Origin of the sequence: Flagellimonas sediminis (assembly GCF_010500845.1) — a bacterium.
GTDB classification, from domain to species: domain Bacteria; phylum Bacteroidota; class Bacteroidia; order Flavobacteriales; family Flavobacteriaceae; genus Flagellimonas; species Flagellimonas sediminis.
Genome location: NZ_JAAAMI010000011.1, coordinates 1 through 24683 on the forward strand (window position 1 = coordinate 1; position 24683 = coordinate 24683).

Annotated in this window: 23 protein-coding genes; 16 read left to right on the plus strand and 7 right to left on the minus strand. The window is 38.1% G+C overall.

What is annotated here, in order from left to right; all coding sequences use genetic code 11:
• Window positions 1-151 precede the first annotated feature (151 nt).
• Entirely contained in the window at window positions 152-1324 is a 1173-nt protein-coding gene (locus GTK07_RS19425; protein WP_313790827.1) for a vitamin K epoxide reductase family protein, read from the plus strand.
• On the opposite strand, the gene GTK07_RS16710 is transcribed toward GTK07_RS19425, so the two are convergent.
• Complete coding sequence (locus GTK07_RS16710; RefSeq protein WP_072878805.1) at window positions 1294-2148, minus strand: carboxypeptidase-like regulatory domain-containing protein; 855 nt, start codon at window positions 2146-2148, stop codon at window positions 1294-1296. The two genes, GTK07_RS19425 and GTK07_RS16710, sit on opposite strands and share 31 nt — an antisense overlap.
• A gap of 192 nt (window positions 2149-2340) precedes the next feature.
• Window positions 2341-3822, minus strand: a complete 1482-nt coding sequence (locus GTK07_RS16715; RefSeq protein ID WP_072878806.1) for a carboxypeptidase-like regulatory domain-containing protein — start codon at window positions 3820-3822, stop codon at window positions 2341-2343.
• A gap of 361 nt (window positions 3823-4183) precedes the next feature.
• Here GTK07_RS16715 and GTK07_RS16720 point away from each other — a divergent pair, with 361 nt between their 5' ends.
• Window positions 4184-6373: a peptidase domain-containing ABC transporter gene (locus GTK07_RS16720; protein ID WP_072878810.1), complete on the plus strand. Its 2190-nt coding sequence runs from the start codon at window positions 4184-4186 to the stop codon at window positions 6371-6373.
• Window positions 6374-7444: 1071 nt separating this feature from the next.
• Here GTK07_RS16720 and GTK07_RS16725 read toward each other — a convergent pair.
• Complete coding sequence (locus GTK07_RS16725; RefSeq protein ID WP_083569616.1) at window positions 7445-8605, minus strand: erythromycin esterase family protein; 1161 nt, start codon at window positions 8603-8605, stop codon at window positions 7445-7447.
• A gap of 929 nt (window positions 8606-9534) precedes the next feature.
• Between GTK07_RS16725 and GTK07_RS16730 the strand changes: the two genes are divergently transcribed.
• From GTK07_RS16730 to GTK07_RS16785, 12 genes are all read left to right on the plus strand, one after another.
• Window positions 9535-9882 carry a plasmid mobilization protein gene (locus tag GTK07_RS16730; protein WP_072878816.1) on the plus strand — a complete coding sequence of 116 codons (348 nt, stop codon included), beginning with the start codon at window positions 9535-9537 and terminating at the stop codon, window positions 9880-9882.
• Window positions 9872-10921, plus strand: a complete 1050-nt coding sequence (locus GTK07_RS16735) for a relaxase/mobilization nuclease domain-containing protein (protein ID WP_072878818.1) — start codon at window positions 9872-9874, stop codon at window positions 10919-10921. Before GTK07_RS16730 ends, GTK07_RS16735 begins: the two co-directional genes overlap by 11 nt.
• 11 nt (window positions 10922-10932) lie before the next feature.
• The gene (locus tag GTK07_RS16740) at window positions 10933-11223 is read left to right on the plus strand and encodes a hypothetical protein (protein ID WP_072878821.1); all 291 of its coding nucleotides are present in this window, start codon (window positions 10933-10935) and stop codon (window positions 11221-11223) included.
• A gap of 134 nt (window positions 11224-11357) precedes the next feature.
• Complete coding sequence (locus tag GTK07_RS16745; RefSeq protein ID WP_072878823.1) at window positions 11358-11573, plus strand: hypothetical protein; 216 nt, start codon at window positions 11358-11360, stop codon at window positions 11571-11573.
• A gap of 23 nt (window positions 11574-11596) precedes the next feature.
• A complete protein-coding gene (locus tag GTK07_RS16750) occupies window positions 11597-11854 on the plus strand; it encodes a type II toxin-antitoxin system HicA family toxin (protein WP_072878825.1) in 258 nt (85 codons plus the stop codon).
• On the plus strand, window positions 11839-12192 hold the full coding sequence (locus GTK07_RS16755; RefSeq protein WP_072878827.1) for a type II toxin-antitoxin system HicB family antitoxin: 354 nt from the start codon (window positions 11839-11841) through the stop codon (window positions 12190-12192). The genes GTK07_RS16750 and GTK07_RS16755 overlap by 16 nt, the downstream gene beginning before the upstream one ends.
• Window positions 12193-12324: 132 nt before the next feature.
• Complete coding sequence (locus GTK07_RS16760) at window positions 12325-12597, plus strand: hypothetical protein (RefSeq protein WP_072878829.1); 273 nt, start codon at window positions 12325-12327, stop codon at window positions 12595-12597.
• Between the two features lie 27 nt (window positions 12598-12624).
• A complete protein-coding gene (locus GTK07_RS16765; RefSeq protein ID WP_072879336.1) occupies window positions 12625-13455 on the plus strand; it encodes a Fic family protein in 831 nt (276 codons plus the stop codon).
• Window positions 13456-13565: 110 nt separating this feature from the next.
• On the plus strand, window positions 13566-15218 hold the full coding sequence (locus tag GTK07_RS16770) for a recombinase family protein (protein WP_163636379.1): 1653 nt from the start codon (window positions 13566-13568) through the stop codon (window positions 15216-15218).
• A gap of 105 nt (window positions 15219-15323) precedes the next feature.
• Window positions 15324-16538: a site-specific integrase gene (locus GTK07_RS16775; RefSeq protein WP_163636380.1), complete on the plus strand. Its 1215-nt coding sequence runs from the start codon at window positions 15324-15326 to the stop codon at window positions 16536-16538.
• A gap of 40 nt (window positions 16539-16578) precedes the next feature.
• Complete coding sequence (locus tag GTK07_RS16780; protein WP_036384197.1) at window positions 16579-16848, plus strand: helix-turn-helix domain-containing protein; 270 nt, start codon at window positions 16579-16581, stop codon at window positions 16846-16848.
• An 8-nt stretch (window positions 16849-16856) separates the two neighbouring features.
• A complete protein-coding gene (locus GTK07_RS16785) occupies window positions 16857-17132 on the plus strand; it encodes a hypothetical protein (protein WP_036384195.1) in 276 nt (91 codons plus the stop codon).
• Window positions 17133-17195: 63 nt separating this feature from the next.
• Here the strand turns inward: GTK07_RS16785 and GTK07_RS16790 are convergent, their stop codons facing one another.
• The 4 genes from GTK07_RS16790 to GTK07_RS16805 are packed head-to-tail and all read right to left on the minus strand — an operon-like array spanning window position 17196 to window position 21029.
• The gene (locus tag GTK07_RS16790; RefSeq protein WP_163636381.1) at window positions 17196-18542 is read right to left on the minus strand and encodes a Fic family protein; all 1347 of its coding nucleotides are present in this window, start codon (window positions 18540-18542) and stop codon (window positions 17196-17198) included.
• 54 nt (window positions 18543-18596) lie between these two features.
• Window positions 18597-19298, minus strand: a complete 702-nt coding sequence (locus GTK07_RS16795) for a TIR domain-containing protein (RefSeq protein WP_163636382.1) — start codon at window positions 19296-19298, stop codon at window positions 18597-18599.
• Window positions 19299-19302: 4 nt separating this feature from the next.
• Window positions 19303-19899, minus strand: coding sequence for an SLOG domain-containing protein (locus GTK07_RS16800; RefSeq protein ID WP_036384189.1), 597 nt, complete (start codon window positions 19897-19899; stop codon window positions 19303-19305).
• Window positions 19881-21029: a toll/interleukin-1 receptor domain-containing protein gene (locus GTK07_RS16805; RefSeq protein WP_203583833.1), complete on the minus strand. Its 1149-nt coding sequence runs from the start codon at window positions 21027-21029 to the stop codon at window positions 19881-19883. Before GTK07_RS16805 ends, GTK07_RS16800 begins: the two co-directional genes overlap by 19 nt.
• Window positions 21030-21715: 686 nt before the next feature.
• On the opposite strand from GTK07_RS16805, the gene GTK07_RS16810 reads away from it, so the two are divergent.
• Window positions 21716-22096 carry a plasmid mobilization protein gene (locus GTK07_RS16810; RefSeq protein ID WP_163636384.1) on the plus strand — a complete coding sequence of 127 codons (381 nt, stop codon included), beginning with the start codon at window positions 21716-21718 and terminating at the stop codon, window positions 22094-22096.
• 1 nt (window position 22097) lies between these two features.
• Window positions 22098-24398 (plus strand): relaxase/mobilization nuclease domain-containing protein, encoded by a 2301-nt coding sequence (locus GTK07_RS16815; protein ID WP_163636385.1) that lies wholly within the window; start codon window positions 22098-22100, stop codon window positions 24396-24398.
• The last annotated feature ends 285 nt before the right edge of the window (window positions 24399-24683 follow it).

Consider the following 24683-nt stretch of genomic DNA (forward strand, 5'->3'; position numbering starts at 1 on the left):
GACTTTTTACAGATAGATCGAATCTAAAAGTGGTCCACTTTGGCCCGGCCAGGGTGGGTCACTTTCGTCCGGCCAGCTATGGTCACTTTAACCCGGCGAGGGTGGTATACTATGTCCGGCGTTTCCAGCTAAGGTCGGAGTTTATGGAAAAATAAGCTTTGCTTTTAGTCTTATGGGGGTCATTTTAAGCTTTTTATTGGTGAAAGAAGAACATAATTTCAAAACCGGCAATGGGAGTAAACTTTGCGGAATATTGTCCTTCAAAGGAAAATCATCGAATTCCTGTTCAGAGGTAATCAATTCAAAAGCAAGTAAAATTTTTGGGCTCAGTTTTAGTGATGTGGGATTTATTTTTTTTGGATTTATTGTGATGGTTCTAATCCTTAATACCACATCATATCCCGGCACAGAATTATCCCTTGGATTGATTAAATTATTAAACACAGCCGCGCTTCCTTTTACCTTTTTTTCCCTTTTTTATCAGGGGGTCGTCATAAAAAAGTGGTGTGCATTATGTGTCTGGACACAAATAATCATAGTCGTTAATTTTATTCTATCACTATTTCTGATCGAAGGTTTCAATGTCGATTTTTTATTCAATGGTTATCCTGTGTCCATTATTTTTACTCTTTTATTGGTTTTTATAATCTGGAAATTAATAAGAAAGAACTATTCACTAAGCAATTCTTTAATGGATACAGAGCAGAAGCTATATGTTTATGAAAATGATACGGTTGTCTTCAATGGGTTGCTTAAGGAAGAGAAAAGTGTGCCGCTAAGCACCAATGAGTACGATATAGTTCTTGGGAATCCGGATAGTGAAAATATTTTGCTTATTTATACAAACCCGTTATGCCCTTCTTGTCGGAAAGCCCACCAATACATAGACCAAATTTTAAAGAGAAACCAGCGGTATTTCAGGATAGTCATACGATTTTTAGTGGCTGAAATATCAGAAAATGATTTTACAAAATCGCCCGACAACCTAGATACCGCCCTTGCTGTATCGGCTTTTCAAATATATCGGCGAGAAAAGTCAAGTAAGGATAAATTGGGGTTTTTAAAGATAATGGAGGAAATTTATTCCATGGAAACCATAAATGAGAAATCTATTGACAAATGGATATCTGAAAGGGTTGGGACAATCGATGGCCTGGAATATATAGAAAAGGCCTTAAGAAATCACAAAAGAGTTGCGGTCGATAATGGCATTGAAGATACACCAACCATTTATATTAATGGTATATATTATAGGTACGGGATTTTGTATCTAAAAAATATTTTGAACAATGCCTATCGATTAAAGGAAGAAGTGGCTGAGTAATTTGTTGGGGTCAAAAATTCTTTACTTTTTTTCTCAAAAAAAGTAACAAGCTCCAAATCATTACTGTTTTCAATAATTTGCACTAAGTTTTCATCTTCGCAACAGTATATAATAAACCCGTCTATATTATTGGGGGGGATGTTTAAGTGATCAATAAAGAAGCTATCATTTAATTTGGATTTAACGCTATCGAAATATCCCGCAACTTTCTCCGCCTTAATTTCTTTCTTTACTTGCTTCAACCTCCCGGTAAGGACATTGATCAGTAAATTAATGGCGCCTGTAGATGAGTGTTTCAGTTCCCTTTCGGCATAGCTCAACCTTCGTATTTGTGGATTGGGTAGGCCTAAATCCTCATTGGACAACACTTTTTCCAACTTTAAAGAGTTTATATCATATAATAAATCGCCTGTTAAATAATGATTAGACACCACCACTTCCTTTAATTCTATTGGGGTCTCCTGTAAGTTGATTTTAACAGGGTCCGGTTGGTGTAAAAAATTATTGACCGGAACAATTTTCAAACCGTACTGGATAGAGCTGATTAACAATGTATCATTCTGTTCGACCAATATCGAAAACCTTCCATTTTGGTCTGTTATGGTACCTCGTCCACTTTTCTTGCTGATTACGTTCAGTCCTACAACGTCCCCATTATTGGATTCAACGAATCCAGACAGTTCTTTTGTCTGAGAATAAGAGGTATAAGGGATAAGAAATATTATAAAAAAAACACAAAGAAAGGGATTCAAAAGAACCCCTTCCAATCTTCGTTTTAATAAGAAAGTGCTAATCTGCAAATTTTCAATTACTGATTCCCACATTTACAAAAGAAGCAAAGACGTGTATTCTTTTTAATACCGTCCAAAACCCCTGTTAGACATATGATTGCTCCGCCAACCACACTTTCCAAATTTTTTACTTCAAATTTTTTAAATTGATTTAAAGAAGATGTTTTCATAATAAATTTTTTAGTTAATGGAAAAATTAAATTTGCTGTAAGTTAAAAAAAAGACTTAATACTTTCCCGCTTTTTTAAAATTAAATAGCGTTTTTTCTGGTTCTATTATGTCGTAATCCCTCCAAATCTCGAAGCTATATTCTTTCGGATATATAACTTCGACGGCCGATTTACCAACATTGGAGGCTTTATTTTCTTTTCTTTTGGTAACGTTTGGATTACCAAAACTTGCTTCTTCTATATAATGTTCCAAGATATTGATGTCGGCCTCAAATGAAACAAGTTTCTCTTTTCCATTATCAGAAAGACTTTTAATTTGCATATTTCGGTTGATTCTTAATTCTTCCTTCGTCTCAACTCGGGCATATTTCGGAAAATAGCCTTGTGAATTGTGGAGTTTTTGGAAATAAATACGATAAGAATGGCCGTTCATGGTCGAATGAATCCCCAATAGGCCAAACATTTTCTCAGATACCCCAGCTATAGTATTCACATCCAATTTATGGATACCGAAGTCCTGCACATCAATAAAAATTTGACCTTCATATTTTGCCTTATCGTCCTTTGGCACTATTGAGATAACATAAACACTATGTTCACCATAGCTGATCTCACCTTTTAGGTCAAACTCATAATACTTGGGCTTCTTTAAAAAATCAAATTGGTCTGGATTGTTATATAACAGATCGTTTATAAAATTTGACCCGAGGTATCCACTGCTGTTAATGGCCTTGTCCCTGTTGATGTCCGTTTTGTCATTTTGCGGTCCATCTCCATTTATATCTATATCACTGCCTAGTTTGAAGAGACCGGACTTAAACCGAATTTGTGTGGATCCCGGTAAATGTTTCTTTAACAATGATATCAAATCAATTTTAATGGAGTCCAAAGCGGATGCCTGGTTCTTTTCTTCATGCTTGACTATCCGGATAGGATTTAGTATGAAATCTGATTTAATTCCCGACGGTTCGTTAAAATCAAACAAAACTTCGGTATATTTCGTAATGGTCTTAGGTATTTCTTTGGTCAGACTATCCAATTTTACCTGGGTAAACTCACTGATGTTGGATTTTAATTTTTCAGTTTGAACCTTTGTAATATTCTCGTTTAGGGTCTGTCGTAAAAAAAAGTCGCTCTTTGTATGTTGTTGGGCGTAATTGTCTTCAAGATGTTCGATGGCCTTGTTGACAATCTCAATGGGGTCAAGGCTTACATTGCTGACCGTTACCCCACTTAAACGTACAATCTCAGGGGAGAGAAGAATTTTTTCATCTATTATTTCCTCTAACAATACTGTTTTTGTTTTATATCCAATACAAGAAATTTTGATTTCTTTATTGTCCAACCTCTCGTTTTCCGGCAAACTAAAATTGCCATCTTCGTTTGTGATCACTCCAGAATTTGAATTTAAAACTATGTTAGCATAAGGAATGGGGAATTTCGTCAAAGAATCGGCCACTGTATAGGTTATGCGTTGGGAAAGACCAATATAGCTTATCAATAAAAAGAAGAACACCATGTTCCTTTGAATATTCATAGACACCAAAATATTTTAAACATTATAATTTGTCACAAAAAATCTCATTGGAGAAAAATAACCAAAAAGAACATTGAAACTTCACACAAAAAAGTTAATATTTGATTATCACAAAATTTTTTGCCAAAAGACCTCCTTTTATTGGCAGAGGTCAGGGGGGCTTGGTTATGAGTACAATCTTCGATAGGGTCGATTTCATTCAAGGATTATTTAATGCTCTTACGGAATATTTTTTTCTAAGCTCCTCAAATTCAATAGAACAGCTAAAAACTCAATTGTTTGTGTTTCATCGAAATATGAATAAAAAACAAGGGAAAAAGTTTAAACTCATCCAATTGTTACTTTTGAAGTAAAGCAAAATATGAAGAATTTTCCTTTTTATAGACAAATAGATTTTAAGGATTGTGGGCCAACTTGTTTGAAAATGATTGCCGAGTTTTATGGGAGAAAGATTTCCATTGAACATTTACGTGGGTTGTCCGAGACCAGCCGAGGCGGGACCAATTTAAAAAAACTCAGCTTTGCTGCTAAAAATGTTGGCTTTGATGTGATCGGGGCAAGACTGAGCCTAGAAAATTTGGACAAAGCCCCGTTACCCTGTATCCTATTTTGGGACAATAATCATTATGTGGTCCTTTATCAAAGAGTAAATGAAACCTATCATATTGCCGATCCAGCAGTTGGATTGATCAAATATAAAAAAGGTGCGTTTGTTAAACATTGGGCCAGCAGTGTCAATAATAGTGACAATCCCTCGGAAGGAATAGCCCTGTTGCTTGAAAAAACTGAGTATTTTGATAGTGTAAAATCAGAGCCCCCAAAAAAAAAGTCAGGATACAAACATCTTCTGCCGTATATACTTAAATATAAATCTCTTTTTCTTCAATTATGTGTTGGGCTTTTGGCAGGGAGCTTGTTGCAACTCGTTTTCCCTTTTTTGACACAAAGTATAGTTGATGTGGGAATAAAAAACGAAAGTGTACAATTAATATATCTCCTGTTGCTCGCCCAATTGTTCATCTTTTTGGGGAAAATAGCATTGGAACTGATAAAAGGGTGGGCACTTTTACATCTTAGTACAAGAATCAACATCTTGTTGGTCTCAGATTTTTTTAAAAAGCTGATGAGTCTCCCTATTTCTTTTTTTGACACTAAGATAACAGGGGATATTTTACAGAGGATTGACGATCATTCGAGAATCGAAAAGTTAATAACAACATCGTCACTAAACATTCTTTTTTCCATTTTTTCCATTTTGATTTTTGCCTCTGTTATAGCCTATTATGATTTTTATGTGTTCCTTCTTTTTGCGGTTGGGTCTGTGGTTTATGTGGTTTGGATCCTGTTTTTTTTAAAAAGGAGAGAACTAATTGACCATGAAAAGTTTAGACTTATGTCCCAAGAACAAAGTTTGGTTGTTGAACTTTTAAACGGAATGCAGACAATCAAAATGAACAATGTCGAAAAAGAGCAAAGATGGGCCTGGGAAAACAAAAGAGTGGAACTTTATAATGTATTGATAAAGGGAACTCGTTTGGAACAAACGCAGGATGCTGGTGCAGCATTGATCAATGAACTGAAAAACATACTGATTACCTTTTATTCTGCGTTATTGGTGATTGAAGGAAACATGACCATCGGGGCCATGTTGGCCATTTCTTATATAATAGGGAGCTTAAATGCGCCCTTACACGATTTTGTGGGATTTGTTAAAGAATCACAGGACGCTAAATTATCCTTACAAAGACTTTCTGAAATCCAGAATAAACCCAGTGAGACTGACAATGGAGAGACAAAACAGCTCCCAAAGTCATCTCATGATATAGAAATTAAAAATTTAAATTTCAGGTATCCTGGTTCAGATGTTTTGGTGCTTAAAAACATTAATCTCTTAATCCCCCAGCTAAAGACCACGGCAATTGTGGGTGCAAGTGGGAGTGGCAAGACCACTTTGCTAAAAATGCTTTTACGGTTTTATAGACCGGATGAAGGAACTGTTTTTGTCGGAGACCAAAATCTTAGCTCCATCGATTTGAAGGCTTGGAGAGATCATTGTGGAGTGGTCCTTCAGGAAGATTTTATTTTTAATGATACTATATTAAAAAATGTAGTGATCAGCAATATAGAGCCTGATAAAGAGCGGTTTTTAAATGCTATTAAAATGGCAAATATTGAAGATTTTATTATGAAATTGCCCCAAACCTGGGATACGGTCCTTGGAAATGAAGGCATGGGATTAAGTACAGGCCAGAAGCAAAGAATTCTCCTTGCCAGAGCAATTTATAAAAATCCCAAATTTTTAATTTTGGATGAGGCCACTTCTGCCCTTGATGCCGATAACGAGAAAATAATTGTCGACAATTTGGAGCGTTTTTTTGAAGAAAGAACGGTTTTAGTCGTCGCCCATCGGTTGAGCACGGTAAAAAATGCCGACCAGATAATTGTATTGGAAAATGGAGCCATTGAGGAAATTGGGTCGCACGTTGAATTAGTCCAAAAAACGGGCAAGTATTATAATCTTATAAAAAACCAATTGGAGCTTGGTGATTAATTTATGGTAAACTCTAATGATTCAAGTCCAAAATTGATTTCAATAATTGAGAAGCCATTTCACTGGACATTAAGGTTTGGGGCATCTGTTTTGATGCTTGTTATAGTCATTTTTTTAATTTTTCTGTACAATTTTGAGGTTTTCGACACCTATAGTGTTGAGGGAAGGGTTTTAAAAGTCACCAAAAAAAAAGTCGGAAAATTGGAGTTGACCGCAGCCCTATACACAAATGAGCATCCGTTTAAGACAGGGGACACCATATCCGTGCGGCTGGCAACCGACGAAAAACGTTATCCGGCCATAATCTCTTCTGAAAGCTGTGATGGGACTTGTTGTTCCAACTGTATTTTGTCAGTCGTTTTTAATACACCCCCCAATCTTATAAATATTCATAAAAAAAACACAAAAATCAGCTTGTCTAAATTAGAGAAGAAAAGCCTCCTACCCGGGTTGAGAGTAGGTGAGAATTAGGTCTATTTCAAATGAACAATCTACAATCCTTTATATCAGCTTATCTGCAAAAAGGATGTCAGGCATTTTTTTGAACTTTTGAAAACCAAAATGCAGGGAGAATCCAGCGTAGCAGTTTTTCTTAAAAGTTTTTTTATTGGTCTGTTTTACTTCCCCTCTATTTACCACAAAAATTATTACATCGACGTGTTGAAAGGTCATCCTTTTTTTTTACAAAATTAACACAAATATTTTGATGATAATCTAAAGGCGGAAATTGAAAAATCATTCCCTTACATTTATTCGACCGCTTCGAAAAATACTTTCAATCCTGTAAATCCCATCAAAATTCGTTGATGCCCACAAAGAGCCATTACATTTCGGTCAATGGGGTGAGTATCTGTCGGGTGCTATTCTTGCGGGAAAAGAAGAAAAGGCAGGTTATTTCCTTAGATTCCACTGTGGTTTCTGCCATACGGCCGTTGTGTCAATTGGATTTTAGGCAATTGCAATACACAAATAATATTTGATGATTTGTATGATCGTACATTTAATGATTTAGATAAATATGTACATGAAAAATGGAACGGAATCAGGGGCGAAGTTTAATGTAATATTTTTCTAATCGATTCGTTTTATTTCTTCTCCATTTGTCACAAAAATAATAGCATCAAAGTGTTGAAACCATTTGGCTTTGGAATTATTCAAATTAAATATATCGTTATCATTGTAAACTGCGTTTGCAATTTCTGGTCGTTTCTTCCTTATTTCAATGACATCAATAAAAAAATTTTCATTCAGTGCAGGAAGAAAGTGAACTAGACTTCCTCTATCCCTGTGGGCCTTGATGATATCTTTTTCCGTTCGCGGGGGCAAAATTAAGGAACCCACTGCAATGCTATAGGAAGAGTTAGGGTTCATTCTAGCATACTGAAAGCCCATTGTCTTACCTTTCATAAATTTTTCGTTGCAATTGGACATATGCGCATTGGCCAACCAAACTATCACCTTTCTATTTTCCAATCTTTTAGTAATAAAATTTAAATTTTTAGCCATTTGGGCATCTCTTATGGGTACTGCTTTGGATAAACTATAATGGGTGGTATATATGAGCAATGCGCTTCTGAAACTATCTAATATCTGATACCACAGAAGGTCATCCTTGACTTTATCATTGTTCAAAAGAATTTCCAAATTTTTGTGTACATATTCAACATCAGTCTTGGTCAAAACTTCCTTTGTATTATAATAGTTTTTTGCAACTTTTCCTGTCAATTCCAAAAACCTATCTTCAACTAAAATTCCATGCGACTTCAGAAACTCTTTCAGCTTAGCGTCAAAATGATTCGCAGAATACTTGGAGTGGAGCTGGTTATCAAATCCCCAAAGGTTCACATTTTCTTTTTCAACAATATCAAAAAGCTTTTGACATTGAACGGATTTTGACCAGTGAGGAAAGATATTTAATTTACTATGGTCAAAAAAAAGTCCAAAAAAATCACTTTCAAAAGCAATATCGGTAAACTGTAATTCTTTGACGAGATATTCGACCACCTTTGTTTTAGCCAAAAAATCCGAACCACTATAATGTACAGATTCACCGATAAAAACAACGCTCTTATCTTTGACGTTATCCCGAATAATTTTTTTCACATCATCTGAAAGTCCTTCTCCAGAATCAAATTTGTATATGTTGGGGTCAATCTGACCTTGGAGATTGAAAAACGTTAAAAACAATAGACAACGTAGGACACTGTGCAAAAAGAATGAATACTTAATCATGATATTTTTTACATTGTATGTATTAAATCATTTAAGATAAAAATTCAAAAGTAAATACCACATACTCCAAAAAAATGCAAAAAGATTTCTTAGTAAATTCTTTCCTACATTATTTCAAAAAGAAAAAAATCCATGTAGACGCTTCCAAGTGCAAAAAACGGACTTTGTATACCACTTTAGACGGAAAACAATGAGCATAGTGAAATAGATCATAAGGTTCATATATACAATATGTTACAATAAAATAAGATGGATTAATTTAGTGGTTCTCAGTATCCGTCCTTTCCATGTACTCACCGTTTTTTCACTTTGACACAAAATTAACGCATTATCATATAACACAATACATGTACCATATTGCCATGTGAGAGTGCACCCTCCGGGTGCCCTTTTGTGGAAAGGGAGAAGGAAGAAAAAGTTGGATATTTCCTTGGATTCCATAGTGGTTTTGCCATACGGCCGTTGTTGCAATTGGATTTTTGGCAATTGCAAGACACAAATAAATATTTGATGATTTGTATGATCGTACATTTAATCATTTAGATAATGAAAAATGGAACGGGATCAGGGGGCGAAGCGAACCTTGCGATGATGATTTAAAGCCGATGATGGTACTTTTCTCCCTTTCCATTTTTAGTCCATACAGGCATTAAAATCGATTTGGACAATACAAATCGGCCGTTTTGCCCCTGTCCATTGAAATACCAAGTTCAAGTTCAGTGTGGTTTTTGATTTTTCTCTTCTGAAATGACCCTTCAATGATTTGCCGTACAAAAGTCCATGTACGGCAAATCCCTTGCAAACAATCCATAGGCCATAGGTTTGCCATATAGTTGATGGGGGGTCACGAAGCAAGTTGTGTTTTTGTAAACAAAAACTGCGCACTTCGTTTACAAATGACCTTTAGAACAATACCAAAACCATAGAAAATGGCAAGACCTAAAAAGGATATCTCAAAGCAAAGGACGATTGTCATCGCCTTTAGGGTTTCACAAAGTGAATACATGATCATTACCAATAATGCGGAGACCATTGGGCTGTCCGTTGCTGAGTATATCCGAAGAAAATGTACGGGAAAATCCCTGCCGACCAAAAAGGTAAATCCAATGGACCGGAAACTTTTTGTCGAACTGAGCCGGGTGGGAAACAACCTGAACCAACTTGCCAGGGTCTCGAACTCAGGTATCCGTGATGAGTTCAGTATCACCAAACAATTGGAGGAGGTAAAAATGTTGTTGCAACAGCTCAAATCAAATATCACCAACAATGATAGGTAAGGTAACCATAGGAAAAGACTTCTACGGAGTTCTGGCCTACAATGAAAAGAAGGTGGAAGAAGGGGTCGGATATGTGATCGATTCCAATATCGGACAATCCACAACGGTAAACATGACACAGGAATTCAATTTGGTCAGGCAATTGCGTCCGGGGCTTGGGAATGCGGTATTCCATGTTTCCTTGAACCTGCCATACTCGGATCGATTGAACGATAAGGAGTTTGCTTCATTGGGATGTGACTATTTGATGAAAATGGGTTTTGATAACAACCAGTTCATCATGTACCGTCATACGGACACGAAGCACGAGCACATCCATATCGTGGCCAACAGGGTCAGGTATTCGGGCAGGATAACAAATGATAGCAACATTAAAAGAAGAAGCCGGGAAGTGCTCAATAATCTGGAAAAGAAATATGGACTGACCCAAATTTCGACAAATGTTAGTTCAATAAAATCACTTGACCAAAGAGAAATCGAGAAAACCCTGAGAACTGGCGATTTACCGATCAAACTGGTACTTCAGAAGAAAATCGGTTCGGCAATTTCAAGGGCAGCGGATACAACGGAATTCATCAAGTTGCTACAAGAGCAAAATATCTCGCCAAGATTCAACACAAGCACGACCACGGGCAGGGTCTCGGGCATATCGTTCAACTATCAGGGCATAGTGTACAAAGGCAGTACGCTCGGCAAAAAATATTCATGGAACAGTATCGTAAAACAAATCGATTATGGGCAAGACAGAGACCGTTCAATTATACTATCGGCTAATGGAAAAGAACGGGGAACTGATAGAGTTGGCGAAGGAAACCTTAGAACGGCAATCAAACCTGAGCCAAGAAGTGAGGGAGTTGCAAAAGGCACTGAAGATCCTGCTCAACAATCAAAAGGTCATGTGGGAAAAATTGAGGGAAATGGAATGACCTGGCCTTTGGCAAATGAAACGGACTGGACCCCTTTCAAACTGGAACTCAATGGCCATGGTGCGAGGAAAAAGTCCAAAAGAAAGAAGAAAAGGAAAGGGCTGGGCCTGTAGAACATGAACTTATGAAAGATAACAACAAGCAGGAACATTCAGGATTGTCCCCTTCCGAGATCCAGGTATTGGAGATGGTACGCAGCAAAAGGTTCCTGTCCATCAAAGTGATCATCAAGAACGGGGAGGTCGATACCATTGAAGGTCTGGAACGATTGGACACAGGGGAGCGTATCATCGATATGTTGAAACAACATGATTTTCAAAATCTGGAGATCAAACAAAGTAATGGTAAGATCGTCTGTGTGAACAGGATCTTTAGAAAAAAGATCGACCCTGTTGCAAAAACCAAAAGTTGTTGACCGACAACTCATAAGTATGGAATAAAACAATGATCCCATAAGGGATCAGATCGATTAAAAAAGGTAAATTAAAGCCTGCTTTACAAATACGGTAGTGACCTTCAAGATTCAGGAGCTATTGCTATTTATAGGAAATGTCAAACCCGATAATCGAGCTAAAGCGGAAAAACAGAACATTCAACAGTACATGGCTCAAGACTTATAATGGTTTTGAAGACTGCGAGGAGGAAGAAGCGAAAAAGATTGTGGAACAACTCCGGGAACTCGCCGACATAGTCTGTGGCCATGTCCAAAAAGGGAACATAAAAGAACGCTCCGTGTTAAAAAAACATAATGTAACTGAAAAATAGTTGCGTTTTCAGTATTTTTGATAATGAGTAGAATAGAAAAGCTTCTTGTCAAGTTCATGGGCAATCCCAAGGATTTGACTTGGGAGGAACTGATGAAGATATTGGCCCATTACGGTTTTCATGAAATTACCAAGAAGGGCAAGACGGGTGGATCTAGGGTCAGGTTTGTGAACGACCGAAACAATATGATAAACCTGCCCGGACCACATCCCGGCAATATTGTAAAACAATATGTAACAAAGCAGATCAAGGAAAAATTGAAGCTATGGCAGATAATTTAGAACATAAAGGTTATTTCGGTTCCGTGGAGTATAGTTCAGGGGACGGTGTGCTGCACGGAAAGATCATCGGGATAAGCGATCTGGTGACCTATCAGGGCTGTTCGGTAAAAGAGCTGAAAGAGGCCTTTGAAGGGTCTGTCGACGATTATCTTGAGACTTGCAGGGAACTGGGCAAAGAGCCCGATAAGTTTTTCAAGGGAGTGTTCAATGTCCGTACATCCACCGAGATACACCGTGAGCTTTCGATCATGGCCGAAAAGAAAAAAATGAAATTGAACGAACTGGTCAACAAGGCCTTTGATTTTTTGGTAAAGAACGAGGACAAGGTCTTGAACTGAATCATGACAGGGCAATGGGGAGGGAAACAAGAAGAATGCTGACCATAAAGCCATTTCGAAAATGAATGTTCTGGAAGGGAAAAAGACATAACCAAGAGAAAAAAAGGAATTGATTCAAAATCCGGATAAAGGATGAACCCAAACCAAAAATATAAGATAGAGTACCAAAAACTGCTCAAAGAGGTGAGAACAAAGTCCTACGAAGTGGTCCGGTTGACCCGGATAAAATATTTTGGAAACGATTACAATTTTGTGGACATCAGATTTTACCAACGTGGCTTTGATGATTCTGGCGATGAAATTTATTTCCCGACGAAAAAGGGAGTCCAGATCAAAGAGGAATTGTTCATGCAGATTTTTGACCAATACTTTATTGATAACATCGAGAGCATTTTAAACAACTAAGTGATAACAACAAAGTCTGAACAAACAATGGGAAATACAGATCCATTCATAGATATTCGGAAAAAATATGAATCCCTAAGGGGCAAGTACTCCGATATAATCGTTTCCTCTTTCAACGAGACCGATTTTAAAAGGTACAATGAGATACTTTTTTCCGCACATAGCTGTGGCATAGAGGGCAATAGCTTTAGTGTCGATGATACAAGGGAGCTAAGGGAAAAGGGCTATGCCCTTAACCTGGTGAACAAGACCCTATTGGAAGCTTTTGAGATCCTGGATCATTTCAAGGCCTATGATTATGTCCTGAAGCACCCCGGAGCGGAACTTGATGAAAGACTTGTAAAGCATCTGCACGTTCTTTTGACCAAGAACACCATTTCCTATAAGGGATATAGGCCGGGCGAATACTCAAAAACCCAGATGGCCGCTGGGGACACTATCTTCAGGGACACCAAAAAGGCCGTGGCCAATATGCCCAAAATGTTGGAAAGTTTCAATAGGGCCATCAAGGAGGACAGGACGCACCCCTTGGAACTGAGCGCGATCTTCCACCAAATGTTCATTTACTCGCATCCCTTTCCAGATGGCAATGGCAGGTTGGGGCGTTTATTGTCCAATTTCATATTGGGAAGGTTCGGCCACCCCCATATAATCATTTTGAAGGAGGAAAGGCAAAACTATATCGATGCTCTCAAAGCTTCGGATAAACACAACAATATGTTGCCGATAATCAACTTTTTTTATGATACGTCCATCAACAGGATGCAAAGGGAAATAGGTCAAAAAAAAAACCTTTCGAAGAATTTCAACCTTGGTATTGAAAAAGGGGGAAAAAGAAATGGGGGCATTTCATATTGAAGAATGGAAAATGAACAGATTTGGCTTGTTAAGTTGCCTATGGCAAGGGACAATATGAGGAAATCATGGAACAACATAAAACTGATAATATAGCTCAAAAAAGGGAACACATGAACTTAGAGGGATTCGGTCAATTTGCGAAAAAAGAAAAAGGAAGGATAATAGGAAAGAACAATACGGCAGTTATCTACACCCGTGTTTCCAGTAAGGAGCAATTTGACAACAATGCCAGCCTGACGACCCAACTCAAATATTGCCAAGAATATGCAATTCGAAAAGAATTGGAAGTATTGGAATATTTTGGGGGAACCTATGAATCTGCCAAGAGCGATGAGCGCAGGGAGTTCCAAAGGATGCTCAGCTATGTAAAAAGGAGAAAGAACATCGGCTATATCATCGTCTATTCCTATGATAGGTTTTCCAGAACGGGTGCGAACGGCGCCTATATCAGTGAACAGTTAAAAAAGCAGGGAGTGGCCGTTATATCGGCCACCCAGGAAATCGATGTGACCACAAGTGCGGGTACGTTCCAGGAAAACCTGTACCATATGTTCTCCCACTTCGACAACCAGATTCGTAGGGACAAATCCATTACGGGAATGCGGGAGAAGCTGCGAAGGGGATATTGGACGGGTGCCTATCCATTTGGATATACCAATACAAATCCCGGGAAAGGGAAGATTCCGAATTTTGTGATCTCGGAGGAAGGAAGATTATTAAAACAGGCTTTTTTATGGAAGGCAAATTCCGACATGTCACATGTCGAGATTGCAAAACGACTTAAAGACAAGGGCCTGGACATACATGCAAAAAGATTGACGGACCTTTTTAGAAACCCGTTCTATTGTGGGCTTATCGTGAACAGCCTTATTCCCGGTGAAGTGATCCAAGGAAAACACGAGGCCCTCATATCGAAAGAAATGTTCCTTAAGATACACAATCTCCTCCATGCAGGTGAGCCACCGAAGAAATATTCGTTCGATGACGAAAACCTGCCATTGAAGATGTTTGTCAGATCTTCGGTCTGTGGAACACCCTACACTGGATATATCGTGAAGAAAAAAGGCCTGTACTATTACAAGAACAGGCGTAAGGGCAGCAAGGAGAACAGAAGTGCCAATAAGCTCCATAAAGAGTTTCTGAATGTATTGGGCAGGTATGCACTGGCCGACAAAAAGTATATCGAGCCATTGGCCGATATCATACACGACACCTTGATCGATAAAAACCAAGAGGCACTTGAAGACCAAAAGCGGTTGACCAAAGAACTCGGCCAACTCAAAGAAAGGATAGACACATTGGAGAGAAGATTTGTCGTGCTGAACGAGATCACAAAGTCCCAATATGATCTTTTTATGCCTGAACTGAAAGCTAAACAAAGGGAATTGGAGATGAAATTGGAAAATGGGGGAATAAATAGTTCGAACCTCAAAAAGTCCGTAAAATTGGCACTTGGTTATGCCTGTAACCTACCATCACTGTGGAAGTTAGGGGATTTGGAAACAAAAAGGTCCATACAATATATGGTGTTCCCGGACGGGATTGGGTATGACTTCAAAAACAAGCAAGTTCGAACTTTTCGGGTCAATGAGATTTTTGGCGCAATCTCTTTGTTTACAGGGGATTTGAAGGGCAAAGGAAAAGGGGACTTCCACTCGATTTGCAGAAAATCCCCTTTAGTGATCGCGGAAGGATTCGAACCTTCGACCGTCTGCTTAGAAGGCAACGGATTTATGGTCTTATGTATTTTAAAAAATATTTAAATATACTGATAATCAGTAAATTAAAAATTATATGAATTCATATAAAACCATATAATACTTGATTTTGAGTGCAAATTGAGTGCAAATTTTTCGTATCTTCAAAATATGAAAACCAATATTACTCTTTCCATTGACACTAGGAGAAAACGAAAAGATGGCATGTGCCCAATTATTTTCAGATTGAGCCACCATCGAAAAACAATTGCCATTTCCACCGGGTTTGCCGTTCCACCGGAATACTGGAATGAGAAAAATCGAGAAGTCAAGAGAACCTATAAAGGGGTTTCGTCCGTTGCTCGTTTGAATAATCTCCTTGTCAAAAAGAAAACCGAATTACGGGACGACATAAATAGCCTAGAAGAAAATAAGCGTTTAGAAGGTCTAAGTATAACCGACTTAAAAGACATTCTAACCAAAACGACAAAAAAGATCACCTTCTTCGAATATACCCAACAACTCATTGACGAAATGGAAGAAGCTAACCGTTTTGGCAATGCCAGAGCCTATAAGAGTGTATTGGGAGCCTTAAAGAATTTTCATGGAAAGAAGAATTTACGATTTGAGGAAGTAAACTATACTTTTCTCAAAAAGTTTGAGACTGCTCATTTAAAGAAGGGGAATAGTGTCAATGGGTTATCGACCTATATGCGTACAATCAGGGCTGTTTACAACAAGTCCATACATCAAGGCATAGTATCAGCTGATAACTATCCCTTTAAGAAGTACAAGATAAAATCACAGCCCACTGCAAAACGAGCCATTAGCAAGAATAAAATCAAGCGCGTTCTAGATTTAAAGCTTGCACCGGATTCCCCGCTTTTCCATACACGAAATTATTTTCTCTGTTCATATTTGATGAACGGTATTTCCTTCATTGACATGGCCTTTTTGAAAGTTGGCAATATCATTGACGGCAGAATCCAATACCGAAGACAAAAAACGGCCAGACCTTATGACATAAAAGTAACCGAACAATTGTCCTCTATAATTGGCTACTATTTAAAGGACAAGAAAAAATCGGAATTCATCTTTCCAATTGTAAGAAGGGAAGCCTTACAGGATCAATACTATGATGTACAATGGGAACGGAAGCGATATAATAAAAGGCTCAAAGAAATCGCCAAACTGTGCGACATTGAAGAAAAACTAACAAGTTATGTTAGCCGTCATTCAATGGCAACAAATCTTATCCTCAATGACGTACCCATAAATGCACTGAGCAAAATGCTCGGTCATAGCAAACTCCAGACCACTGAGATCTATATTAAAAATCTTCCAACCCATATTATGGACGAATATCAGGAAAGACTGGAAATCTGACCATTTTTTCCGATATTGGTCATTTAACCAATCCATCGATATGCAAGTCGTCTGTCTACAAGAAGAAGCTTTTTATGCCCTGTTTGAAAAAGTAATCGAGCATGTGGAGGCCAAAAGAAGGGACAAGCCAGATAAATGGATCGACGGCGAGGAAGCCATGCATATCCTCAGAATAAAATCCACGACCACTTTACAGAAGCTAAGGGACGAAGGAAAGATCAGATATTCCCAGCCCCAAAAGAAAATAATACTCTATGACCGTGATTCCTTGAACGACTATCTTGAACTTCACGCCCGTGAAACCTTTTAAATACGAGTATGGAAAACAAAGTTGACAAAAAATATATTAGGGAATTCAATCTTGGCTACGAGATGGCCAAGGAACTGAAATTAGAAAGGCCCATGCTTCAAGGTCAGGATATTTCCCAGGCACCTCCAGATAATCCGGTGCATGCAGGCATGTTTCAATATTTTAAGGAAGTGGCCCTATCTAAGAGTAAGGACCTTGGGAAGTCTATAGATTCACGTAGCAATCCATTAAAAGAGGAGGGCAAGGAAAAAGACAAAAATAAAGGCAAAGGTTTGTCTCTATAAACCAGCCTTCTTTTTCTGGCTAGACTATGAATATAGCTTCCAATTGAACATCAGTAAATTTTATTAAGCTTTCCTATCCCGACCTTTCTGGGTCAGTTTATATTTCTGCTTGCTGCTATTGGGTTTGTCCGGGATTGTCAATTCGATAATGCCTAGTTCGATAGCCGGTTGCAAATAGTTATATAAAAACGTTGGGCGATGTTTGACCCCAACCAATTCCATTATTTCTGCCCGTGAATATTCATCACTGTTCATCGCTTGAATAAGGCTTTCAACTTGTTCGGTGACTTGTTCGGTATCTTGTTCGGTGACTTGTTCGGTGGAGTAAACAGGTTCTGCCGAAGGAAACACCATCCGCAGAAAATTATCGGAGAACAGGAAACACTCCTTACCATAAGATTGCAAGATTCTTGGAATGCCCGATCCCAATTGTTCTACCAAGTCCAAATCTTTGAAAATCCGCATAAGTTCTTTGTTACGCGGAACGGAAAAACCTTCAAAAAACTCACTTTCGCTTAACCCTTCAGGTAAAGACCCAACAGAAGTGATTTCTATTCTATCCTGGAATATCTCGAACTTGGGCGCTATTTCTTTAGTGTAATCATTATGTACAAAGGCATTGATAATCGCTTCACGAAGTGCAATACTGTTCCAAAGCCTTTTTTCCAAACGCTCTTTAGACGTGATTTGCGTGATAGTTCGGTTTTCTAGTTCTATCTTGTCGAGTACACTTTTAGTGGCCTTGATGAGCGATACATAACCATACTCATTGCTTTCTGCCAAATCAACCCTTGTGCTGTCTTTGTACTTGGCTACTTTTACAGAAACATTGTTTTCATCTGCCAATAGGTAACCCACATAATTTAAATCCCCTTGTGGGGTAAGGAGTTCTAAATTCCTTTTAAACTGTTTATTGAGTGGCTTCCGCTTTTCTTCGTAATAAATACGTAATTGTTCAAAACTAACATCCTGTCTATTGGCCTTTATTTTGCCAATAGAATTACGTGTGCGGGAAGCAAATAATTCCTCTATCATTTTCTGGGGCATGGGCTCAGCTGCCGTACCAATACGGAGAAAACAGCCTTTCTCGGTCATTCCGTATTTCTTTTTGAAATAAGGCTTTTCGCTTCCACTGGCAACAATGATCTTGATGATGGTTTTACCATCTTTTTCTTCTGAAACCACATCAAACAAGCCCATAGCCGAAGGTGAGATATTGTTTTTAATGCGGTCTTTTATTTTCAGCATATCGGCATCGGAGTCTGCAACGCCCAACGTTTTTCCTGTTTTATCGATACCGATATAGACCAAACCGCCTTCATGGTAGTTTAAAAATGCCACGACTTCCTTTTCTAAATCTAAGTCCTTGGTAAGTTCGGCTTTATATTCTATGCGGTTGGTTTCTGTCATTCTTATTCCAATATTAACTTCTTTAATTTAAGTTTCTTTATACCCAAAAGGAAATTAGTCTAAGTTAATATGAATATCATATGAGCTTTCATCCTCCTTTATCTCAATTGCCTTATCAAGGTAGTAGCCATAAGAATTACCGTTCATAAAAACACCCCACTTCACGGTTTTAATGAACGAAGGCTCATCTTTAATGTGAATTTTTGATCCATTGCATTCCCTAAACTCCTTTTCAAGAATGTTGAACATATTATCCTTTAGAATTTTGAATAATTGGCCTGTGTGATGAGTTATACTATTGCAATAAAGATTTGATGTATAGTACCAATCATAATTTCCATTTTCATCTGGAAGTACAACCCCTAATATTGCATTTCTTTGTTTTGTGTTTCCGCCTGTTGGCACAACCCTTAAAGAGTATGATATTTCCCACGGAATCCATTGTTCTTTTTCAGACTCCATGGTTTTCATTCCTTTGGATATGAGGACAATTGTAATACTACATTGTCGAATTCTTTTCTTTAATGCCGATTCTATTTGTTGATTGGAAAAGTCTTCAAGGCTCTCTCCATCTTTTTCGCCAAGATTAATGTTATCTGTTCCAATTTTCTCTTGTATTCTATCAACATAATCACGAGCTCTCGTTTTTCTATAATTGAACTTCATTACTCCGTCGACCTCCTCGTAATAGAAATCTTGAATTTTTGCAACTTTTTCGTCTTTGTACTTATAGGAAACGAATACTTTTTTTGCCATATTTTTAAATTTTATCCATTATAAACTTTTGGAACAAAGACATGTATCCATAATCCTTTTCAAACCTTGGGTTTTTGAGATTTTCAGGAACCAGAGTGTCATAAACAATTTTGGTTGCAGCTCCAGTACTTGCAACTGGTATTAATAAAACATTGGGGTGGTATTCTATGAACATCCTGTATTCATCTTCAATTCCATTCATTCCACCAATAAAAACGGCAGCAGAAAACTCATTTTCTGAAAACATTCTTTCTCTCATAAGCTTAATACTTGAAGGAATGTCACTTTGTCTTTCAGTGAAAACTATGTTTTCAAACTTGTTATTATCTTCCGGGAACCTTTCTTCAAACCATAAAGACTGATACAATTTGACGTGTTCTTGGATATTCAAATCCAGTTTTTCCATAACGTAATAGATTAAAGGAGTTATGGAAGGATGACCTCCCCAGATAATCCGATGATATGGTAATACTACTGTTGTTAATGCAATAACTGCATCTCTAATTGCAATAATGTCTGCTGTGTCAATATATTTTGCATCTCTGTTTGGTAACGGAATACTTGCGGATAGAAAAATATTTTTTATGCTTTTTGTAGCCATGACTCGAAATCTTGTTTTTTCAATGTCTTTATATCCTTTTTAAAATTGTCGTTTAACCAATCCAAATGTTTTAACCACCTATCTCGTATTCTTAAATCGTCATAGATCAATCGAATAGAAACCTCGTCATAACCCATCAACTCTTTTTTAATTTCAGCGGATTGACAGCTTGTAGATTGGGGAATGCCAATAGTAGGTATGTATATAATGTGTTCTCCGTTGGGTCTATTTTCGGTTAGAATCTTTTCTGGTTGAACGGTCACCATCCTATTGTTTTTCTCAGCAATATTCCTAAACTCTGTTATTAAGTTGTCTTGTCTTGCTGCCAAATTCCTTGCACGAACAGATTCCACTTCCTGAAGGACATTCTCCACAAATGTCTGAATAAATCTACCTTTATTATCATAAACCCCATCAATGAAATTATCTGTTTTTAACTGAATTGGATAACTTATATGAGAGGAACTATCAATATCTTTGATTTGATGATTTGGCCATACCAATTGAACAATTCCAATTTGCTTTGCACCAGCTTCTGCAAATTCTTCTTTACACCAATGGCTTTCAAGAAACCCTGGAGTGTTCAATAACACAATTACATCACAATCTGTCATTCGATGCCACAGCTCTTCTTGAAAAGGTTCACCTTTTTGAATTGAATGAGTGTCAAGGAATACATCAAAATTATTACTCTCTAACGCCTCATAAAGCTGAATAGCTATGGAAGTAGATTCTGTTCTTCTATAACTAATAAAGACCTTTCTTGTACTACGTAGTAATTCAAAAGCTTCCAACACAATATTGGCAATTCGATTTACTTCATTATTACTGTATTGAATTCCATTTTGATTTGACAGAATGATAGGAATATCCGTACGAAAATCATTAAAAAAGATTGGAAGTACCATTGTTCCATCTTTTAAAAGATTTTGTATTGCATCTAAATCCTTAAAGTCACCATTTACATCCCCAAAATAAAGAGCAAATGCAGGTTGATTTCCTTTATATTCTGTCTCCAAGGAAGATGCTGGAATGACTTTAATGAACTCTTTAGGCAGATTTAGGTTTTTGAGTTCAATATCAATTTGACTCAATAATTCTTGTTTTTCCTTGACATCTGAACCTAACATGATTAGTTGGTATTTATAGTTCATAGCCTACTTCTTTTCTTTTTGTTCTACTAATAGCTGACCCCAACATTTAAAATTGCTGCAAACCAGTATAAATCTTCCGAGTTATGCTGTCTTTGATTCTGAGTGTAGAAATTGAACATGTCATAGCTCTTTCCCATTTGTTCTATCAGCTTTTTCAATAGCATTTCCTTCTATAAACAGCCTTTATCCTATCCATTTCATAAGTCTTTTCCTTCTTCATACTAAAATAGGCAAGTTTTTCTTTTATCTCATGTGATGAGTATTAAAACAACCTTCCTAAACGAATGTGCTTTTTATAAAAAGATTTTCAAAATAAAACCCAAGCCCCTGCGGAAGCCGCCCGACATCCTCAGCGCGCCCAAAAGCACAAGCGGCCTTTTGCCGCTTGCTCTTTTATCTCCCTACCCACAAAAACAGACACACTTTTCCTTTCCTTTTTGTGGTTATACAATTCCCATATCGGAACATTTAAAAATGCTTATTGTACTCATTTGGTTCCATATGAATCAATATGATTTTACCAGTTAAAATATTGATATTTAATTACTTACATTTAAAATCAATAACTTATATTTATCCGTGGAACGGATTGCAAGTTGTATTCTAAGTAACTCAGAATTGTCTACTTCTATCGAAGTGTTCCCGCTAAAAAAACAGCTAAAATGGAACAAAGGAAAAAGGGCCGGAAACGTTTGGGAAACAGGAAGCGGAACCATAACGTAATGCTGCGTTTCAACGACAGGGAATATGAAAAATTGAGATCGATCTGCGAATCCTACCATCTGGACATTTCTCAACGGGGAACCATAAGTCCATTGTTGAGAAGGTTGGTCCTGAACGGCCAACTGGAGGAAAAGGACAAGCTCCCGAACACCTCGAATCTTTCCTACCATTTAAACAGGATAGGGAACAACATCAACCAATTGGTGAAACTGGCACATCATAAAAATTTGAGAAGTCCAAACACCTCTCTGGAAAACGAAATTGGGAAGACCAATGAACTCCTGTGTTCACTCATTGAGATTGTAGGAGAAAACAAATAGGATGATAGGGAGGATACTATACCGGGAAAACTGCCAAGGAATTTTGAACTATGTGTTCGGCAAGAAAGGAATGAGTATCCTTGCTTATGGGAATATGTACTCTCAGGACATATCACAAAGATTCTTCGGGAACGTACTCCATTTTCAAGGGCAGCGCAATGCCACCAAAAACCGCTATGCCCACATCACCTTGAACCTTCCCCATGGTGAACATCTTGATGACAAAGCCTTCCGTGAGTTATCGGGGGAATATATGGAACAAATGGGCTATGGGGAACAACCCTATGTAGTGGTCAGGCATAACGACACCAAGCACGAGCATGTCCATATCGTGACTACCAATGTGGACGAAGCGGGAAAGGTCATCGGGATCTTCAACAGCCATCGAAGGAACATGGCCACCCAGCGCCATCTTGAAAAAAAGTATGGCCTATCCCCTTCTCCGGAGAAAAAAGAGCAAAGGGAACTCCCCCTTTATAGATTGCCCCAATTACAGTCCGACATGGATCATGCCCAGGGAACGAAGTTCTATTTACAGGATGTGCTCAACGGTATCCTTCAAAAGCACAAGGTTCGGGGTTTTGAAGAACTGGCCAGACTGGTCAGGCCCTATCACATCGAGTTAAAACTGACGAAGAACGAAACAGGAAGGATAGGGGTCTCATATGGACTGGACAACCAAAACGGATACAGGACAAGGTTCATCAACGGTTCCACAGTACATAGAAACTTGAGCGGCCCAAAACTTCAGAAAGTCTTCAATATCAATTCCAGTTCCAAGTTGTTGCCCATGCACCGGAAACGCCTGTCAAAACAGGTAGGGACCACCTATGCCCTTTTCAAGACCATTCGGCCGAATGAACTGGCCGATGTGCTCAAGGTGTACCAGGGCATCGATATAAGACTGGACAGGAAAGGGGATATTGTTCAAGGATATACGATTTATGACAAATCGGGATATGTGTTCAAGGAATCGGAACTAGGTAAACATATCAAGATGCGGAACCGTTTGGACATTTTTGGTAAGGGCGATTCCCCCACTGAGATGGATATCGAAAGTAAGCAGTTCAGACTGGAAATCCAAAAACTGATAAAGGAGGCTTTTTACACATCGTATTTGAAAACCCAAAAACGAACAGGATTGTTTTCGGAGCATATAGAGACCAAAAACCTGCGGGATGTTCTTCAAGATCTGACCACATTGGAAAAGTACCGATTCTTGGAGCGATACCTTCCAAACAATCAAAAGGTACTGTTCAGGAAAGCGGTTCAAAATATGTTCCCAATTGTCAGGGACAGATTGGTCGGACAGGAAACAAAAAAGGAAAGGGAAACCCTCGAAGGCAAGTTCAGGCTTATTGGCGATATATTGGAAAAGGGTATTTTCGATGTAGGGGTCAAAGGGGGAAGCGTTCGGTATTTGTTCCAAGCATTGGGAGTGGAATACCGTGATGATCGATTGTATTTCGCGGACTCCAGCAAACATTCGATTCCTATAGCTTTGGGAAACCTACCCTCCCCCAAGGACATGGAGGAATATGTATCGACAGGTTTTGTCCGGCAGAACCATTTGCTGTTGGAAATGTTGACGGCACAAAATTCCGATAATGGTTCCAAGTTGACTGCAACTGCTTTTTTTCTGCCCATGGTCTTTCCGAAGCTTTTTGAACGGATGCATCCCGTTTACAGACAACGATACGAACATACTGCACTGGGTTCATATCTAGAGCATGCCGAACGGATGCATGCCCCTTTCGAGAGATCCGCCAAGGATTATATCTCCTTTTTTAATGCCAAAGGTTTCTATTTTGTAAAGGGGGAAAATGCGCTCGAGATCAAGTCCATTTATACGGACAAAGCATCAAGTTATGTATTGCCCAAAAGAACAAATCTTTATTTGAGCTCCATCCCAAATTTGTTCGAAACATTAAAAGGACAGCAAGCCGTTATCAAGGATTTGTTAAAGAACGGAAGGAACCATCTAAAGAACCTAGGGACAGGCCACTTGATGGAATTGGGATTCTACGACAGAGTTGCCTTTATGTTGACAGCCGAAAAGATTTACCCGAACCAACACCGTGATATTGTACAGCACCACATGGACAATGGACTCCGGGAAGCCATTCAGAGGGCCATGGAAAGAAAAACCAGTATCCAACAGAACCGCTTGCTCAGAAAAGATGTCTATGTCATCGGTTCCCTATTGAGAGATAGTGACAAAGAACAAGTGGAGTTCTTTAACGAATTCAGGGACGAACTGACCGATTGGTCAAAACATAAGGGCGGAGGAATTTCATTTTAAATCTGTGTAGACGTTCCGTAGTTTTAAAAAGGATAGATCTGAGAAAAAGTTCAACATTAAAATAAATGATAAAAATATTACAACACTTTGATGGAAAAAATACATTCATAGAAGCAAAAGTATTTGATATCATTTCCTCTTAATGGTAAGGTTGTAATGAGAGAAAGAAAAAGCGACTATAAATACTCTCTTGGGGTAAATCAACTGGATGGAAGGGTCTGTAAATTAAAAGGCTATAACTTCTAAAAGACGACTAAATATTGTTTTCCTATTAAAAAGGCTTGA

Bases quoted from the DNA above. Each gene is read 5' to 3' on its own strand.
- GTK07_RS16720 (WP_072878810.1), top strand. From the start codon at position 4,184: ATGAAGAATTTTCCTTTTTATAGACAAATAGATTTTAAGGATTGTGGG.
- GTK07_RS16765 (WP_072879336.1), top strand. From the start codon at position 12,625: ATGGGAAATACAGATCCATTCATAGATATTCGGAAAAAATATGAATCC.
- GTK07_RS16775 (WP_163636380.1), top strand. From the start codon at position 15,324: ATGAAAACCAATATTACTCTTTCCATTGACACTAGGAGAAAACGAAAA.
- GTK07_RS16795 (WP_163636382.1), bottom strand. From the start codon at position 19,298: ATGGCAAAAAAAGTATTCGTTTCCTATAAGTACAAAGACGAAAAAGTT.
- GTK07_RS16750 (WP_072878825.1), top strand. From the start codon at position 11,597: ATGAGTAGAATAGAAAAGCTTCTTGTCAAGTTCATGGGCAATCCCAAG.
- GTK07_RS16810 (WP_163636384.1), top strand. From the start codon at position 21,716: ATGGAACAAAGGAAAAAGGGCCGGAAACGTTTGGGAAACAGGAAGCGG.
- GTK07_RS16710 (WP_072878805.1), bottom strand. From the start codon at position 2,148: ATGTGGGAATCAGTAATTGAAAATTTGCAGATTAGCACTTTCTTATTA.
- GTK07_RS16715 (WP_072878806.1), bottom strand. From the start codon at position 3,822: ATGAATATTCAAAGGAACATGGTGTTCTTCTTTTTATTGATAAGCTAT.
- GTK07_RS16790 (WP_163636381.1), bottom strand. From the start codon at position 18,542: ATGACAGAAACCAACCGCATAGAATATAAAGCCGAACTTACCAAGGAC.
- GTK07_RS16770 (WP_163636379.1), top strand. From the start codon at position 13,566: ATGAACTTAGAGGGATTCGGTCAATTTGCGAAAAAAGAAAAAGGAAGG.
- GTK07_RS16730 (WP_072878816.1), top strand. From the start codon at position 9,535: ATGGCAAGACCTAAAAAGGATATCTCAAAGCAAAGGACGATTGTCATC.
- GTK07_RS16800 (WP_036384189.1), bottom strand. From the start codon at position 19,899: ATGGCTACAAAAAGCATAAAAAATATTTTTCTATCCGCAAGTATTCCG.
- GTK07_RS16740 (WP_072878821.1), top strand. From the start codon at position 10,933: ATGAAAGATAACAACAAGCAGGAACATTCAGGATTGTCCCCTTCCGAG.
- GTK07_RS16755 (WP_072878827.1), top strand. From the start codon at position 11,839: ATGGCAGATAATTTAGAACATAAAGGTTATTTCGGTTCCGTGGAGTAT.
- GTK07_RS16805 (WP_203583833.1), bottom strand. From the start codon at position 21,029: ATGTTAGGTTCAGATGTCAAGGAAAAACAAGAATTATTGAGTCAAATT.
- GTK07_RS16815 (WP_163636385.1), top strand. From the start codon at position 22,098: ATGATAGGGAGGATACTATACCGGGAAAACTGCCAAGGAATTTTGAAC.
- GTK07_RS16735 (WP_072878818.1), top strand. From the start codon at position 9,872: ATGATAGGTAAGGTAACCATAGGAAAAGACTTCTACGGAGTTCTGGCC.
- GTK07_RS16780 (WP_036384197.1), top strand. From the start codon at position 16,579: ATGCAAGTCGTCTGTCTACAAGAAGAAGCTTTTTATGCCCTGTTTGAA.
- GTK07_RS16725 (WP_083569616.1), bottom strand. From the start codon at position 8,605: ATGATTAAGTATTCATTCTTTTTGCACAGTGTCCTACGTTGTCTATTG.
- GTK07_RS16785 (WP_036384195.1), top strand. From the start codon at position 16,857: ATGGAAAACAAAGTTGACAAAAAATATATTAGGGAATTCAATCTTGGC.
- GTK07_RS16760 (WP_072878829.1), top strand. From the start codon at position 12,325: ATGAACCCAAACCAAAAATATAAGATAGAGTACCAAAAACTGCTCAAA.
- GTK07_RS16745 (WP_072878823.1), top strand. From the start codon at position 11,358: ATGTCAAACCCGATAATCGAGCTAAAGCGGAAAAACAGAACATTCAAC.